10 protein-coding genes are annotated in these 15,286 nt (G+C 34.6%); 1 reads left to right on the top strand and 9 read right to left on the bottom strand.

What is annotated here, in order from left to right; all coding sequences use genetic code 11:
* Positions 1-10: 10 nt before the first annotated feature.
* The 9 genes from Q0975_RS25435 to porU form a co-directional block, all read right to left on the bottom strand.
* Complete coding sequence (locus Q0975_RS25435) at positions 11-2,497, bottom strand: glycoside hydrolase family 2 protein (RefSeq protein WP_299442752.1); 2,487 nt, start codon at positions 2,495-2,497, stop codon at positions 11-13.
* Positions 2,498-2,525: 28 nt separating this feature from the next.
* A complete protein-coding gene (locus tag Q0975_RS25440) occupies positions 2,526-3,206 on the bottom strand; it encodes an SDR family oxidoreductase (RefSeq protein WP_299442755.1) in 681 nt (226 codons plus the stop codon).
* A gap of 54 nt (positions 3,207-3,260) precedes the next feature.
* Complete coding sequence (locus tag Q0975_RS25445) at positions 3,261-4,205, bottom strand: M28 family peptidase (RefSeq protein ID WP_299442758.1); 945 nt, start codon at positions 4,203-4,205, stop codon at positions 3,261-3,263.
* A gap of 74 nt (positions 4,206-4,279) precedes the next feature.
* Positions 4,280-4,867 carry an NUDIX domain-containing protein gene (locus Q0975_RS25450; RefSeq protein WP_299442761.1) on the bottom strand — a complete coding sequence of 196 codons (588 nt, stop codon included), beginning with the start codon at positions 4,865-4,867 and terminating at the stop codon, positions 4,280-4,282.
* A gap of 70 nt (positions 4,868-4,937) precedes the next feature.
* Positions 4,938-6,545 (bottom strand): pyruvate dehydrogenase complex dihydrolipoamide acetyltransferase, encoded by a 1,608-nt coding sequence (locus tag Q0975_RS25455; protein ID WP_299442764.1) that lies wholly within the window; start codon positions 6,543-6,545, stop codon positions 4,938-4,940.
* Between the two features lie 3 nt (positions 6,546-6,548).
* The gene (gene pdhA, locus Q0975_RS25460; RefSeq protein ID WP_299442767.1) at positions 6,549-7,550 is read right to left on the bottom strand and encodes a pyruvate dehydrogenase (acetyl-transferring) E1 component subunit alpha; all 1,002 of its coding nucleotides are present in this window, start codon (positions 7,548-7,550) and stop codon (positions 6,549-6,551) included.
* Positions 7,551-7,708: 158 nt separating this feature from the next.
* The gene (locus tag Q0975_RS25465) at positions 7,709-8,191 is read right to left on the bottom strand and encodes a cytidine deaminase (protein WP_299442770.1); all 483 of its coding nucleotides are present in this window, start codon (positions 8,189-8,191) and stop codon (positions 7,709-7,711) included.
* 155 nt (positions 8,192-8,346) lie between these two features.
* Positions 8,347-9,519, bottom strand: coding sequence for a type IX secretion system outer membrane channel protein PorV (gene porV / locus Q0975_RS25470; protein WP_299442773.1), 1,173 nt, complete (start codon positions 9,517-9,519; stop codon positions 8,347-8,349).
* Positions 9,520-9,559: 40 nt separating this feature from the next.
* Positions 9,560-13,396: a type IX secretion system sortase PorU gene (gene porU, locus Q0975_RS25475; protein WP_299442776.1), complete on the bottom strand. Its 3,837-nt coding sequence runs from the start codon at positions 13,394-13,396 to the stop codon at positions 9,560-9,562.
* A 213-nt stretch (positions 13,397-13,609) separates the two neighbouring features.
* On the opposite strand from porU, the gene gldJ reads away from it, so the two are divergent.
* On the top strand, positions 13,610-15,283 hold the full coding sequence (gldJ, locus tag Q0975_RS25480; RefSeq protein WP_299442779.1) for a gliding motility lipoprotein GldJ: 1,674 nt from the start codon (positions 13,610-13,612) through the stop codon (positions 15,281-15,283).
* Positions 15,284-15,286 lie beyond the last annotated feature (3 nt).

Below are 15,286 nucleotides of genomic sequence, written 5' to 3' on the forward strand. Positions count from 1 at the left end.
CCCACTTTCTTTAAAGATCAGTCAACATATTCAATGTTTTCATTAAAACATCAATCTCTGAAGTTGTTGAAGTTTCGAAAAGAATTACCTTTTCTTCATTTGGAAGTAAATCAAAAAAGTTATCACTAAAGTGACCCTTACTACTAGCATACAAGAACACGTCTTTTTGTAATGCCGTTGATGATAATTTTATCTCATAACCATTATCAACTTTAGTTACTTTTTGAGTGATATCTTGTATTGATAGTTTTAAATCTTTTGGTTTGGTAAAATAAAAATTAGTGCTCGATTCCTTAAAATCTGCTATTAATACTACTTCGTCTTTTAAAATATTTAACGCTTTCATTGATATTTTAAAAACTACCTGAGAAGCATTTTCTTTTACAGAAATTTGCTCATCATATTCCCAAACTATCTTACCGTCAAAACTTTTAATTTTTAATTCTAATGTCCCTTCTTGTTGTTTTAATTCGTCATTTACAACATATACATTTAATGTATCATTCTCAATTTTTGGAGAAACAAGTACATCTTCAAAACTCTTTTTTACCTTATAGTGTAATGCCTTCCAGTTTCCTAAACCATCAATTCCTGACCAGGAAACTACAGGCCAACAATCATTCAATTGCCAATACAGTGTTCCCATATTATATGGCTTGGTACGACGATGTGCTTCAATACCTTTGGTCATACCATATGCTTGTAACAACTGACTAACATATACATAATCTTCATCCTTATCAGGAACAGGAAAATCACGTTCCATATACTCTTTTATTAGTGCAAATCCTCTATTGTGTTTTTGATGTGTCGCAAAACTTGAGTGATTAATATCTATGCTGTCTTTTTGTGTAAAATATTGAATGGCTTCATAACCTGGAAATGACTGGAATCCAAATTCGCTCATAAAGCGCGGCACTTTTTCTTCGAATCGTTCGAATGGATATCCATCATGCCATACTCCCCAATCATGAGCATTTCCCTCCGTTTGGAATTTTGGATTTCCCCTTCCATATTTAGGTGAACTCTCCCAATAAGAGGTGTTTGTTAAATCAGAAACTGTATTCGGTAAAATATCATTAAATAATTTCTGATAATTACTCCATATCTCAGTTTTCTCTTCTTCGCTTCTATTTGCTTGCCATCCCCAATTATGCCAAGCTTCATTATTTTCATTGTTACCACACCATAGTGCAATACTAGCATGATTACGCAAACGCGTAACATTATCTATCGCTTCTTGTTTTACATTTTCTAAAAAAGCCGTATCACCAGGATACATAGCACAAGCAAACATAAAATCTTGCCACAAAAGAATACCTTTTTCATCCGCTAAATCATAAAAAATATCGTTTTCATAGATTCCTCCGCCCCAAACACGTAACATATTCATATTGGCCTCAATCACATCCTCGAAAAGTTTTTTATAATCTTGATCCGTTACTTCTGGTTGAAAGATATTTTGAGGAATGTAATTAGCGCCTTTCATAAAAACTGGCACTCCATTTAACTTAAAATAAAAAGATTCTCCCTGTGTATCTTTATCAGTAATTAGCTCAATAGTCCGCAATCCTTTTTTAACTTTTCGTGACGCAACGACCTCATCTCCATATTGTATCTGAATATCAATATCGTATAGAAAAGGTTCTCCAAGGTTATGCGTCCACCACCATTTTGGGTTGTTAATGACAAAATCTACACTATATTTTTTACTTCCTTTTTCTAGTGTTATTTTTTTAGATTCAATTACTTCTTTATTAACCAATACATGTACAATCACATCTTCTTCTAAGTCGTGGGTAGTATTCAACAGAATATCGGCTTGTAATTTCGCTTGTTTTTTATCTAAGAAATTTTGTTTAATATATACATCTTTTAGCTGTATATCATCCCAAGATTTAAGGATTATGGGTTTCCAAATACCTGCTGTAATAAATGTAGGTCCCCAATCCCATCCATAATGAAATTGTGCCTTACGAGAGAAAATACGATTTCCAGCGGGTAATTCATAAGGCAACTTTCCTTTTTTAATCGCTTCAATCTCTGTTGGGTTTTTAAACAGAACCCTTAATTTGTTTTCTTTCTGAAGTTTTCCACTTACATCTACATCCCAAGTTCTAAAAGTATTATTAGTTTTTAAAAGTAAACTATCATTCAGAAATATTTCTGCATAGGTATCAATTCCTTCGAAACTAAGCTCATGATGTTTTCTTTCTAACTGTTCTTCTTCTAACTTTAAAATAGTGTTGTATTCCCAATCATTAGAAGTAATCCATTGTAGTTTTTCTTCATTGGTTCCTACAAATGGATCTTCTATTTTTTCATTTTTTAATAAATCTGTATGCACTGTGCCGGGCACATATGCGGGTAACCAAGAAGCATCTTTAACGGACCTAAACTGCCATTCGCTATCTACTTCTGTAAATAAGTTTTTCTTTTTTTTACTACAAGAAAAAGTTATAAGTAGTAATAGTAGTATTCCCGCTTTTTTATGCATATCAAAGAAAAAAAACAATTATTATAAATCAGGGTGTACTACTAGATACTTGCAATACTTTACCATTATAAAATTTATTAGCGGTAAGCGAAAAGTCTTTAATATAATTTGCCATTTCAATTGCTGTGAGTGGTGCTTCGTATCCTGGAAATGCTTCTTCCAACATTTCTGTTTGCACAGCACCTAAGGCTAGGACATTAAATGCAATACCACTTTCTTTATACTCTTCTGCTAACAATTCACTTAACGTGATAACCGCTCCTTTACTAGAACTGTATGCTGCCAAACCAGGAAATTTCATACTTCCTTGAATTCCTCCCATACTACTTACAGTAACCACATGACTTCCTTTTGTCATATAAGGTAACATAAGGCGAGTAATTTCTGCCACACCAAAAACATTTACTTTATATACTTCTTCGAATTCCTGAGTAGAAATTTCACCAAAAGGTTTATTCAATAGTTTACCTGCATTATTGATAAGAATATCTACCTGATCCCAGGAATCGGCGACATAACTTTTTAATTTTTGCAAATCAGATGAGTTGCACAAATCAAAAGAGAATGTATGAATGTTTTTATGATTCAAAGCTGCAATAGGTTTCTCATTCCTAGATAAAGCCAAAACCTGATGCCCTTCGTCCGCAAACAACTTAGCCATCTCATATCCTATTCCTCTGCTTGCACCGGTAATTATAATGTTTTTCATCTTTTTTATAAAAAAGACTTTTCAGGTTTTGAAAACCTAATAGGTCTGAAAGTTTTAATTTAACTTAATTTCTTTTGTTGGTGTATTTAGAATTTTGGCAATAACTGGAGCACAGTCATTTATTAGTTCTGCCATAAATTCGAAATTCATTTCTGAAACCTCATCATCCACATGATGATAATAGTCATAATTGGTAAAATCAAAGGTGGAAATTGTCTGACAAGGCACATTGAATTCTTTATGAAAAGGATAGTTATCACTTCTTCTGAATAGCTGAAACTCTTTTGCTTTTGGCAGAAAACCTATGAATTCTTTTCCTGAGTATTCATTGATTTTTTCTGCCATATTAGAAATTTCATACCCTGTGATATATGCTTTATAGCTCTTGTCATTTAGTGGCACTCCTATCATTTCGAAATTCACCATAGTGTATAGATCAATATTTTTCTCTTTTAAAACTTTGGCTAAATGACCTGAACCTAGCAATCCTCTTTCTTCAGCGCCAAACAATACAAACAATACACTACGTTTATTATTTTTTGTTTTTGCAAAATGTTTAGCTAACGAAATCACAGCAGTACTTCCTGCAGCATTATCGTTCGCTCCATTAGCAATTGTATCTCCACTCACAGGTTTCCCTTTTCCTATATGATCAAAATGTGCTCCAATTACCACAAATTGATTTGCTAAATCAGGATCAGTTCCTTTTAAATAACCTACTACATTATATGTTTCGGTTCCTTTAGCATCAAAAGTATTCAGGTATGAATCAAAATAAGGCTCAATACCCGATTTCTTAAACTCCTCTTCTATAAACTTTGCAGCTTTCTCTAGTCCTTCAGAACCAGTATCTCTACCTTCTAATGCATCACTAGCTAGAAAGTTCATAATAACCTCAACATCAGAAGCTGTGATGTTTGACATTGGAGATTGTGCTGTAGTTACCTCTTTACAGGTTATAAATAAAAGTGCAATGATAAAAAATGTGATCTGTTTCATGTTTTTTTGTTTTCTGATATGGATGAATGTTTTTTGATAAAGATACTTAAAAAGTGTACTTATTAGATATGTAATTAAGATTCCATTATATCTTTTATTTTTAGGAATTGTAGTAACATAACCGTTCTAGCATCTCTAATCTCTCCAGTTTCCATCATATTAAATGCTTTTCTAAAATCTATTTCCAGCACATCAATATATTCTTCTTGATGATCAAGTCCACCACCTCTCTCTATCTTCATCTCATCTGTATATTCAGCAATAAACAAATGTGCTATTTCCGTCATCGTGGCTGGAGATGCATATACAGAAAATGCTTTTTCAACGGAATTAACATCATACCCTGTTTCTTCTAATGCTTCTTTTTTTGCACATACTTCTGGAGTATCTCCATCAAGAGATCCTGCACAAACTTCAATACTCATTCCTGATTTACTACCATTTAAAAAAGTAGGCAATCTGAATTGTTGTGTTAGCACAACAGTTTTCTTAGTAAGATTATACAATAAAACAGAAGCCCCATCACCATGATCATATACTTCCCGAAGATGTTTTTCTGGAGTATGAATATCTGTATGAGTATACTCAAACGTATATTCCTTTAATAAAAATGTCTTATCTGATAATGTATTTGATTCTAAATTCTGAATTCTCTTGTTCATTTTTTAAATATAAAAAAATCCCACTTCTTCTGAAATGGGATTTTAAACATTATATATTTCCTTTTTATAACTATGCTAACATAGTTACAGGATTTTCTAAATATTGTTTTAAAGTTTGTAAAAACTGTGCTCCTGTAGCCCCATCAACGGTTCTATGATCACAAGCTAAAGTAACTTTCATTGTACTACCTACAACAACCTGATCATTCTTAACAACTGGTTTTTTTACAATTGCTCCTACGGATAAAATTGCAGAGTTAGGTTGGTTAATAATCGATGTAAATTCCTGAATACCAAACATCCCTAAATTAGACACCGTAAAAGTACTTCCACTCATTTCTTGAGGAGTTAACTTCTTATCTCTAGCTCTAGTTGCCAAATCACGAACTCTGGTATCAATCTCCATAATGTTCATATGATCTGTAAATGGTAAAACTGGAACTACCAATCCATCTGGAACTGCAACCGCTACTCCTATACTAATATGTTGGTTATATACTGTTACATCATCTTTCCAGGACGTATTTACTTGCGGATGCCTTCTTAAAGCCATTGCACAAGCTTTAACCACCATATCATTAAATGATACTTTGGTATCTGGTAATTCATTTATTGTCTTACGAGAAGTAATGGCATTATCCATACCTACTTCAATCGTCAGATAATAATGTGGTGCAGTGAATTTTGACCCTGAAAGGCTTCTGGCAATTGCTTTACGCATTTGAGAATTCTTCACTTCTTCGAAACTTTCTTCTCCTGCTGGAGCGAACGTTTTAATAGATGGCGAAGTAACTGCCTTAGGAGATGTCGGAGCGCTAGCTGCAGCAGGAGGTGTAAATGACTCTACATCTTTCTTTACAATTCGTCCGTTCTCTCCAGTACCTTTTACTTGAGATAAATCTATTCCTTTATCAGCGGCTATTTTCTTAGCAAGTGGTGAAACAAATATTCTTCCTCCTGAAGAACTATTTCCAGCACTTACTGCAACTTTTTCTACTTTATCCTCTTTAGCTGATGCCGTTTCTTTTACTTCAGAAGTACTTACAGAAGCTGGAACACCACCTTTAAGTCCAGAAACATCTGTTCCTGCAGGTCCTATAATAGCCAATAATTTATCAACTGGAGCTGTTTGTCCTTCTTCTATACCTATATGTAGTAAAGTACCATTATAGAAAGATTCAAACTCCATAGTAGCCTTATCCGTTTCTATCTCGGCTAGAATATCTCCTTCTTCTACAGTATCCCCAACTTTTTTAAGCCATGTTGCCACAGTTCCTTCTTCCATTGTATCACTAAGACGAGGCATTGTGATCACTTCTACTCCTTCAGGAATTGCGGATGCTGTGGTAGTATTTGAAACTACTTCTTCAACTTTTTCTTCTTTTGGAGATGCTGCTTGAGGTGCTGCACTTCCATTCAGTAAACCAGAAATATCTTCTCCTTCTTCGCCTATAATTGCTAAAAGTTGATCTACTGGTGCAGTTTCACCTTCTTCTATCCCTATATGAAGTAATACTCCATCGTAAAAAGATTCGAATTCCATTGTTGCTTTATCGGTTTCAATTTCCGCAAGGATATCTCCTTCACTTATTTTGTCACCTTTTTTAACAAGCCACTTCGCGACAACTCCTTCTTCCATAGTATCGCTCAATCGCGGCATATTAATTACTGTAGCCATAATCTATTGTGGTTTGTGTGATAAAAACGGGTAATCTTCTTGTTCGTAAACAACATCGTACATCAAGTTCTTTTCAGGGAACGGTGATTCTTCAGCAAATTTTTGACATTCCGCCACTCTATCTTTCACTCCTTTATCTATAGCAGCGATTTCATCATCTGTAGCATACTTTTTATCCTTAATAATATCCAAAACCTGAGTAATTGGATCAATTTTCTGGTATTCTGCTACTTCTTCCTTGGTACGATATTTCTGAGCATCACTCATAGAATGTCCTCTATAACGATATGTTTTTAGTTCAAGGAAAGTTGGACCTCCACCTGTTCTAGCTCTGGTGATTGCTTCATCAAATGCTTCTGCAACCTTTACAGGGTTCATTGCATCTACAGGACCACAAGGCATTTCATATCCTAATCCAAGTTTCCATATATCGGTATGGTTAGCTGTTCGTTCTACCGAAGTACCCATGGCATATCCATTATTCTCTACACAAAACACAACAGGTAGATTCCACAACATGGCTAAATTAAAAGTTTCATGAAGAGATCCTTGGCGTGTTGCACCATCACCCATAAATGTTAAAGTTACCGCATCTCTTTTGTGGTACTTATCTCCAAAAGCCAAACCAGCTCCTAAAGGAATTTGTCCTCCAACAATACCGTGTCCTCCATAGAATCTATGTTCTTTAGAAAAGATATGCATTGACCCCCCCATTCCTTGAGAAGTACCTGTTCCTTTTCCGAACAATTCTGCCATCACTCGTTTAGGATCAACACCCATTCCAATTGGTTGGACGTGATTACGATATGCAGTAATCATTTTATCTTTAGTAAGATCCATTGCATGTAAAGCCCCAGCCAAAATAGCTTCCTGACCGTTATATAAATGTAAAAATCCTCTTACTTTTTGTTGGATATATACTTGAGCAAGTTTGTCTTCAAACTTTCTCCAGAAAAGCATATCCTCGTACCACTTCAGGTAAACTTCTTTGGTTACTTTTTTCATCTAAAATGTAATGATATTTCAAAATTAAGTTAGCTTTATTGCCAACCTCTCTAACAATTACAGAATTCTTTTGCTTATTTTTCAATTAAGCGAAAAACAAAAATAATATATTCATTACTAAGGAGAAAGCAGTTTTGAGATAAAAATGTACGAAAACGTTATAAATATGAATTATCAAAAATAAGCGGCAATAAATTAGCTAAAGAATAAGATTTTACTACTTTTCCTGTTTCTCCCATAAAATAAATCTCAATTGGCTTCTTCTGATTAAGTTCATATTCTGCTATTGATTGCCTACAAGCTCCACAAGGTGGGGTAGGCGTAATCAATTGATGTTTTAACGATTTTGCCGAAAGTGCCATCCTCAAAATAGGAACACCCGGAAAATTTGCTCCTGCATAATATATCGCAGTACGTTCTGCACATAATCCAGAAGGATAACAAGCATTTTCTTGATTATTACCAAGAATCACTTCTTCATTCTCTAAAAGCAATGCTGCTCCGACAAGAAATTCGGAATATGGAGCATACGCCTTATCTCTTATCTTAAAAGATTGTTGCATTAAATTTTGAACATCTTCTGGTAGTTCTTCTAATGAATCATATACTTGTAAAGTGGATTTAATCTCTATTTCTTTCACGCATTCAAAGTTTTACAATAGTATTATCAATAAATTAGCATCAACATTGATTATCAATACTATTTCATAATTAAGGGGCTACAATGTACTATAAACAAAAAAAGTATCAAACATTAGTGCTTGATACTTTTTTGTTACCGTTAAATATTTTGTTTTTATCTATCGTAAAAATCTTCTCCAAAATTAAAGGTAAGACCGAAACGAAGTGTTCCTTCAAGCGGACTCTGCACCGAAGATGCATTAAACAAGTATGACATATCTAGGTTTATAGAAGTATACCTAAACCCAAGTCCCAGTGACACAAATTTACGAGCTCCCTTTTCTTCAGCTTCATTAAAATAACCTCCTCTAAAAGAGAATACATCTTTATACACATACTCTGCTCCTAAAGACCAGGTAAATTCTTGTAATTCTTCGCTAAAACCATCCTCAGCATCTCCCCAAGAAGAAAAGATAGCTCCAAACGAACTTATAGATTCATATTCATCTCTATCTTGCTGACTATTCCCCACAATACCGTCACCATCAAAATCCTGTGGACTCGGCACTAATAATTTAGCAAATTCTAAAGAAGGTGTAATTCTATTAAACTCATCTAAAAGGAAATCAAACCCAACTCCTAATCTAAAAGTAGTAGGTATGAAGTTTTCCTGACCAGCATCATCATATTTTATTTTAGGACCAATATTAGATATATTTAATCCTGCTCTCCACCTACCGTTAAATGAGCTGTAAGCTACTTCTTCACTTCGATAAAAAGCCGCTACATCCACACCAAAACTACTAGCTGCACTTGCATCATCTGCCACACCTTGTAATCTTAAATCAGAACGTAAATAACGACCTGCAATACCCATAGAAAAAGTAGGACTTAATTGCAGCGCATATGACACATCAAACGTTAATTGATTCGGGCTCTGTATATTAGCCTGCTCTAATGGATTCCCAGTCTGTCTAAATTCGATTTCACCAAGACTGAAATATCTAAAACTAGCCGCAACGGCACTTCTCCCATCTTGGCCAAAACGATTATAATAATTTATACCTCCTAAAAATATATCATTTACAAGATTACTCAAGTAGGGAGTATAATTAACTCCTACACCTTGTTGTTTATCTATAAATGCGTATTTAGCTGGATTCCATTGTTGTGAAAATGCATCCGCTGAAGTTGCAACTCCTTGATCAGCTATCCCCGCTGCTCTTGCATCCGCAGCGATTAATAAGAATGGAACAGCAGTAGTTATCGCTCGGTTCTCGTCTTGTGCTTGCATTTTAAAATTCGATAGTGTTAAAAACACAAACCCAAGGATTATGATTTTTCTCATGTGAAAATTGATTTTGACAAATATATAGTTATTTAGTTATTTATAGTATTACGAGTTTTTCAAATTTCTCAACCCGTTGATTTGTTAACGTTGATTTTACAGATATCTTATATACATATACTCCTTTTCCCAATTTATCCCCAAAATCATCTCTACCATTCCATTGAATATCTTCTCTATAACTTGTTTTCCCTGATAGTGTTTGGTTTTTTGTCCAAACCACCTTTCCAGAGACTGTAAACACTTGAACCTGCACCTCCAAAATATCACTAATAGCGCTAGAATGCTCAAACCAAAACTCTGTCTGGCTTATAAACGGATTTGGATAATTAAGAACATTATTAAGTGTAAAACCAGCAGCATCAGCTACTACAAATTGAATTTCTTGAGTTGATGAATTGTTATAAACATCCCACCCTTTAAATGTTAGCGTATGCAATCCAGGCTCTAAATCTCTAAACTTAAAATTAACAATTCCTTTTGTAAAATCATCTATTTCAGTTTCATAAAAATCATTCAGAATAAATGGATTTGATTCATCTCCATCCAATATAGCGGAAATATCATGACCAATACCACTTGCTGTATTAATACCATTTTCATCCTGAAGTCTAGCAATAAGTATCGGAGAATCATTAGTCACTCCTCCGGAAACAAAACTCTCGTCGTTCATAAACAGCTGAACTTGTGGCCCTACATTATCTTCTGGCGCATTTTCATTTAATCCACCAACCAGAATTGTTTGATCAACACCTGTTTGGTTTTCTAAAACTCCATTTCTTGAAGAATAAAAACTCATTCTTCCTGTATCGACTGGAATACCGATATCTCTAGGCACGATAAACTCAAAATCAAAAAGACCGTTTGTCACGGATGCTTTTCCTCTAAATATAATCTCTCCTAAAGTTTTAAAATTTAGCTTGATCATCTCTCCTGCGGTATTTCGAGTACCATCATTAGCAAGCGTCACCCTATCAATTTCTTTATCATAAATTGTGGTGGACAAAACTCCATTATAATCGGACAATAGGGTGCCAGATTCAGTTACTACCTCTCCAGAAATTTTAATTCTACTTAAAGCCTTAAGAGTATCAACAGCTTGAGTGATCGGTACATCATTAACATTAGTCAAACGGATATTTGGTTTTGGAACAGCCATTTTCATAGCAGGATCTCCGAAAAAGAAAACTACTCGCCTACTGTTTGTGGTATAAGAATTTTTTAAAAGCCGAACTGCTTCCGCTATCGTTGGATAATCTGAACCGTCTGGAAATAAAAACTCTGACAATCTATCATTTACAGATATTCCAAATGTCACAATAACATCTCTTGTTGTACTAATCAAACCAACAGCTCCTCCATTCGTATTCCAATACGTAAGTTCTCCGGCAGAATCTCTACAAGGATTATCAAATTTGGTAAACTCACAAGTAACTGTTATAAAAACCGGAAACCGATTCGTATTAACCAGTTCACTTGCATTCGATTTATTAAATATAAATTCTTTTGCCAATCCATCCTCACCTCCGTGTCCAAAATAATCAATTGCCACAGCTCCAGTTTCAATAGCGTTAGATATAGCTTCATTCACTTTTGGATATCTACTTCCTGAAGCCGAAGATTCTTGTTGATATGCGTCCGCATATATTTTAGTTAAATTCAAGTATGGTTTTCTTTGAACTAAATTCTCTCCAAGTTCATCTAAATTTCTCTGAATAGTTTCTTCCCAATCAACATCAACATCATCCGCTATTAATAAAACAGAATTTCTCCACCTCCCATATGATTGTTCACTATCATAATTTATAATCTTCGAAACCATAGCATCGGCTAATTGAGGCGTATCCGCTAATACTCTACCTACAGCTATATCCAATTGATCACTGGATAACATTTGTCCTTCTAAGGGATCCATAGCTCCAAAGAAATCATCAGTAGCAAATGAACTAACTAATGAGAAACTACTTAAACTTTGAAAAGTAGGTACTATATTACTATCTGAGCAATTTTCTTTTATCAACAGATTTTTATAATCAACAGATGCGTCTCCAAAAAGACATAGATATTTTAATCGTTCACTGGGGTTTGACGCATTATCATATACATATCTCACCAAGTTTCTTATAGCAACAATATCCTGTTTTCCACTTCCGAACTCTTGATAAATCTGATCCAGTGTTATTACTTTTACATTATAATTATTTAGATTTCTGTGATGGTCTGCTAATCTATTTGCAGATTGTAAAAATGCATTATTCGATATAATTAAATAATCAACATCTTCAAATTGGTTCTGGTTATTTAGAAAAACTGTTCCCTTAATATCTTGATTATCTACTCTTGTAGTTTGATCTACCAATGGGTCAAAATAATTTGTTGGCACTATGGCTATATACTGACGTTCCTCACCCATAGTCGCCTTAAAACTCAAAGTAGACGATGCATTATCATTATCAACCCTACTTATAGTTCCCGGATTAGTAACATCCCAAACCTGAGATATACCACTGGCATTTGATATATTATATTGCCCTATTCCACTTGAAGTTGCAGCTTCATCATAAAAAAATGGCATTTGAGAATTAGTCCCGGTTAAAGCTCTTTTTGCTTCTAGACTTATAAAATCAAGATATCCTATCGCTGCTGGGTTACCATTATTGTTATAGTTTAATCCCACAACAACCTGATCAGAACTGGAAGACACATCTTGTGTTATATCCCGAGGAGAACCTAATGACGTTCCGGAAATTTGAGTAAAATTAAGGGTACCAACCTGCCCTCCATTAACAGTGACATTCATACTTGATGCGGAAGCAGAGGTAGCGGCAGCAAAAACTCTTAACTCAATAGGCTCTGAAGTAATTAGGTTGGGGAAATCAAAATCATAGTTTCTATTATTTTGTATATCGAAACGATCTCCAAACCAGCGCCTTCCTACTTTCACAATATTATACTCATCTATTTCATAAAATTGATAATCTGTGAATGAACTTATCTGAATGTCTGCGGCTCCAGTAGGTTCAGAGTAATTAGACACTCTTCTACCATTTGAACCTCCTGCAGTCACATAATAGAATGATCTATCTGCATACAGATTCACATTCGTTATATTTTCTGCACTATATCCACTGGTACCTTCTCCATAAAACAAAATGTAATCATCACCAGAGAAATTACCATCTTCGCCTCCTATCAATTGAATAGCATTTTCTCTTAAATCAAACTCTGTATTCTCTGCATTTATCAAAGGCATCATTCGTCCACCATTACCATAAATCTTTATAGAATTAGGATCTACTGAAGATAAATCCATACCTAGACTACTCAAAAAAGCAGGGGTAATCCTGAAAACTCCTGTTTTATCAACATAAAACTTAAACCAATCTCCGGTTGCTAATACCGAATTACTAATAGGAAATCTTTTAGCATTTGCTTTACGAGAACTAGTTTGATACACAATATCAAATGAAACTATCTTTTTAAACGTATTACCATTTCTTATAATAGGCAAGAGACTCATAAAACCAGTTCTCTTATTTCTAGCATTAATAGATCGTACACTATAAGTAACTTCTTTAGGAATGAGATTAACATCAAGATCTTTTAGTTCAGCTCTAGAAATATTTTTGTAAACAATATTTTCAATCCTAGCAGTTGTTGCATTAATTTCTGCAGATTCTGCCCATTGTGTCGTAAATTGAACTCCAATATCATCCTGATATTCGAAATTTTCCTCATCAAACCCAGGAATTGTGAACGATGTACTAGAAGTATTCATCTCCACATCTTTCCAGTCTATATCAATATTTATTGTTTTCTGAGCCGAAATAACTACAGAAATCAATAATGCGCATAAAATTGTAATTTTCTTCATCATAGCGTATAACGGGTTTAACACACTTTTAGTGTTCCGTAAATAATGGATTTTCTCCAAAAATAATAATAAACACAAAAATATTGCGTTAAACCAAAGTCAATCGTAAAAACTTATTTTTTTTGCGATTTGATATTATTTTAAAAATATTAGGGTAAATTTAACGTTAATTATTATATTGCAAGCCCTAATTTCTACTTTAACGAACTTAAAATTATGAAAAACGCGTTAGTTTTTAAGTCGCTAATGGTTCTTACCATTAGTACCTTACTGTTCAGCTGTAACAAGACTGATTATGGCAACAGTTCTAGAGCCACCGGTTGGAAATACAACTCTAAAGATGGTGGATTCCAAGTAAACACTAATTACAAAGAACAGGAGACTGGACCAGGTTTGGTTTTTGTTGAAGGAGGTACCTTCACCATGGGTCGAGTACAGGATGATGTTATGCACGACTGGAACAACACCCCTACCCAACAACACGTTCAATCTTTTTACATGGATGAAACAGAAGTTACTAACGTAATGTATCTGGAATATCTTGATTGGTTAAAAGGAGTATACCCTCCAACAGAACCAAAATACAAAAACATATACCACGGAGCACTTCCTGACACCTTGGTATGGAGAAATCGTTTAGGTTTCAATGAAATGATGACAAATAACTATCTACGTCACCCTGCGTATGCAAATTACCCAGTAGTAGGTGTTAACTGGATTCAAGCAGTAGAATTTAGTAAATGGAGAACCGATCGTGTTAACGAAAGAATCCTTGAAGAAGAACGCGTTATTAAGGAAAATGCTCCTTTCGAAGATGTTTCTGCAGAAAGCACTTTTAATACAGATACTTATTTAAATGCTCCTTCACAAACTTATGGTGGTAATGACGAAGCAACTAGAGGAGGTAAAGAATCAGAGCAGTATGAGAAAAGAAATGACTCTACTGGCTTATATATCCAACGTAAAGACGGATTGCTTTTACCAAAATACAGACTACCGACAGAAGCAGAATGGGAATACGCAGCTTTGGGGTTAGTAGAATTAAGAAGCTATAACATATACAGAGGTAGAAAAAAATACCCTTGGGATGGACAATATACTCGTTCAGGAAAAAGAAGGTCTCGTGGAGATCAATTAGCAAACTTTAAACAAGGTGATGGTGATTACGGTGGTATCGCAGGATGGAGTGATGATGGTGCAGATATTACGGCTCCTGTAGCTTCTTACGATCCAAATGACTACGGTCTATATGATATGGCAGGTAATGTTGCAGAATGGGTTGCAGATGTATACAGACCAATTGTAGATGATGAATACAATGACTTTAACTACTACAGAGGTAACGTATATACTAAAAACGCAATTAATCCTGACGGGACTGTAAAAATTGTAACTACAGATTCTATTATTTATGACACTTTAAGTAATGGTAAAATTGTAGCTAGAGTATTACCTGGAGGTATACTACAGACTCCTGTAGATGAAAATGAAACATATTTAAGAACCAACTTTACTCAGAGTGACAATCGTAACTTTAGAGATGGAGACAAAAGTTCTTCAAGATATTATGAAGGGTTTCAGGATGAAACTATTCCAAACAGAAGAATGTACAATTCTCCTATACACAGTGTAGAACCAAGTGCAGAAGACAGCACTAAACTAGACAGAAGATATGATGAATCTAGTAAAAGAACTACAATTGTAGGAGAAGAAGTAAGAGTTTACAAAGGTGGTTCTTGGAAAGACAGAGCATACTGGTTAGACCCTGCGCAGAGAAGATTCTTCCCTCAGGATATGTCTACTGATTACATAGGGTTCAGAAATGCGATGTCACGCGTAGGTGAAAAAGCTAAAAACAAAAAAACACCTAAACATAGAGCGCCGAGATAAAAT

This window comes from uncultured Aquimarina sp., from assembly GCF_947500065.1.
Classification (GTDB): domain Bacteria; phylum Bacteroidota; class Bacteroidia; order Flavobacteriales; family Flavobacteriaceae; genus Aquimarina.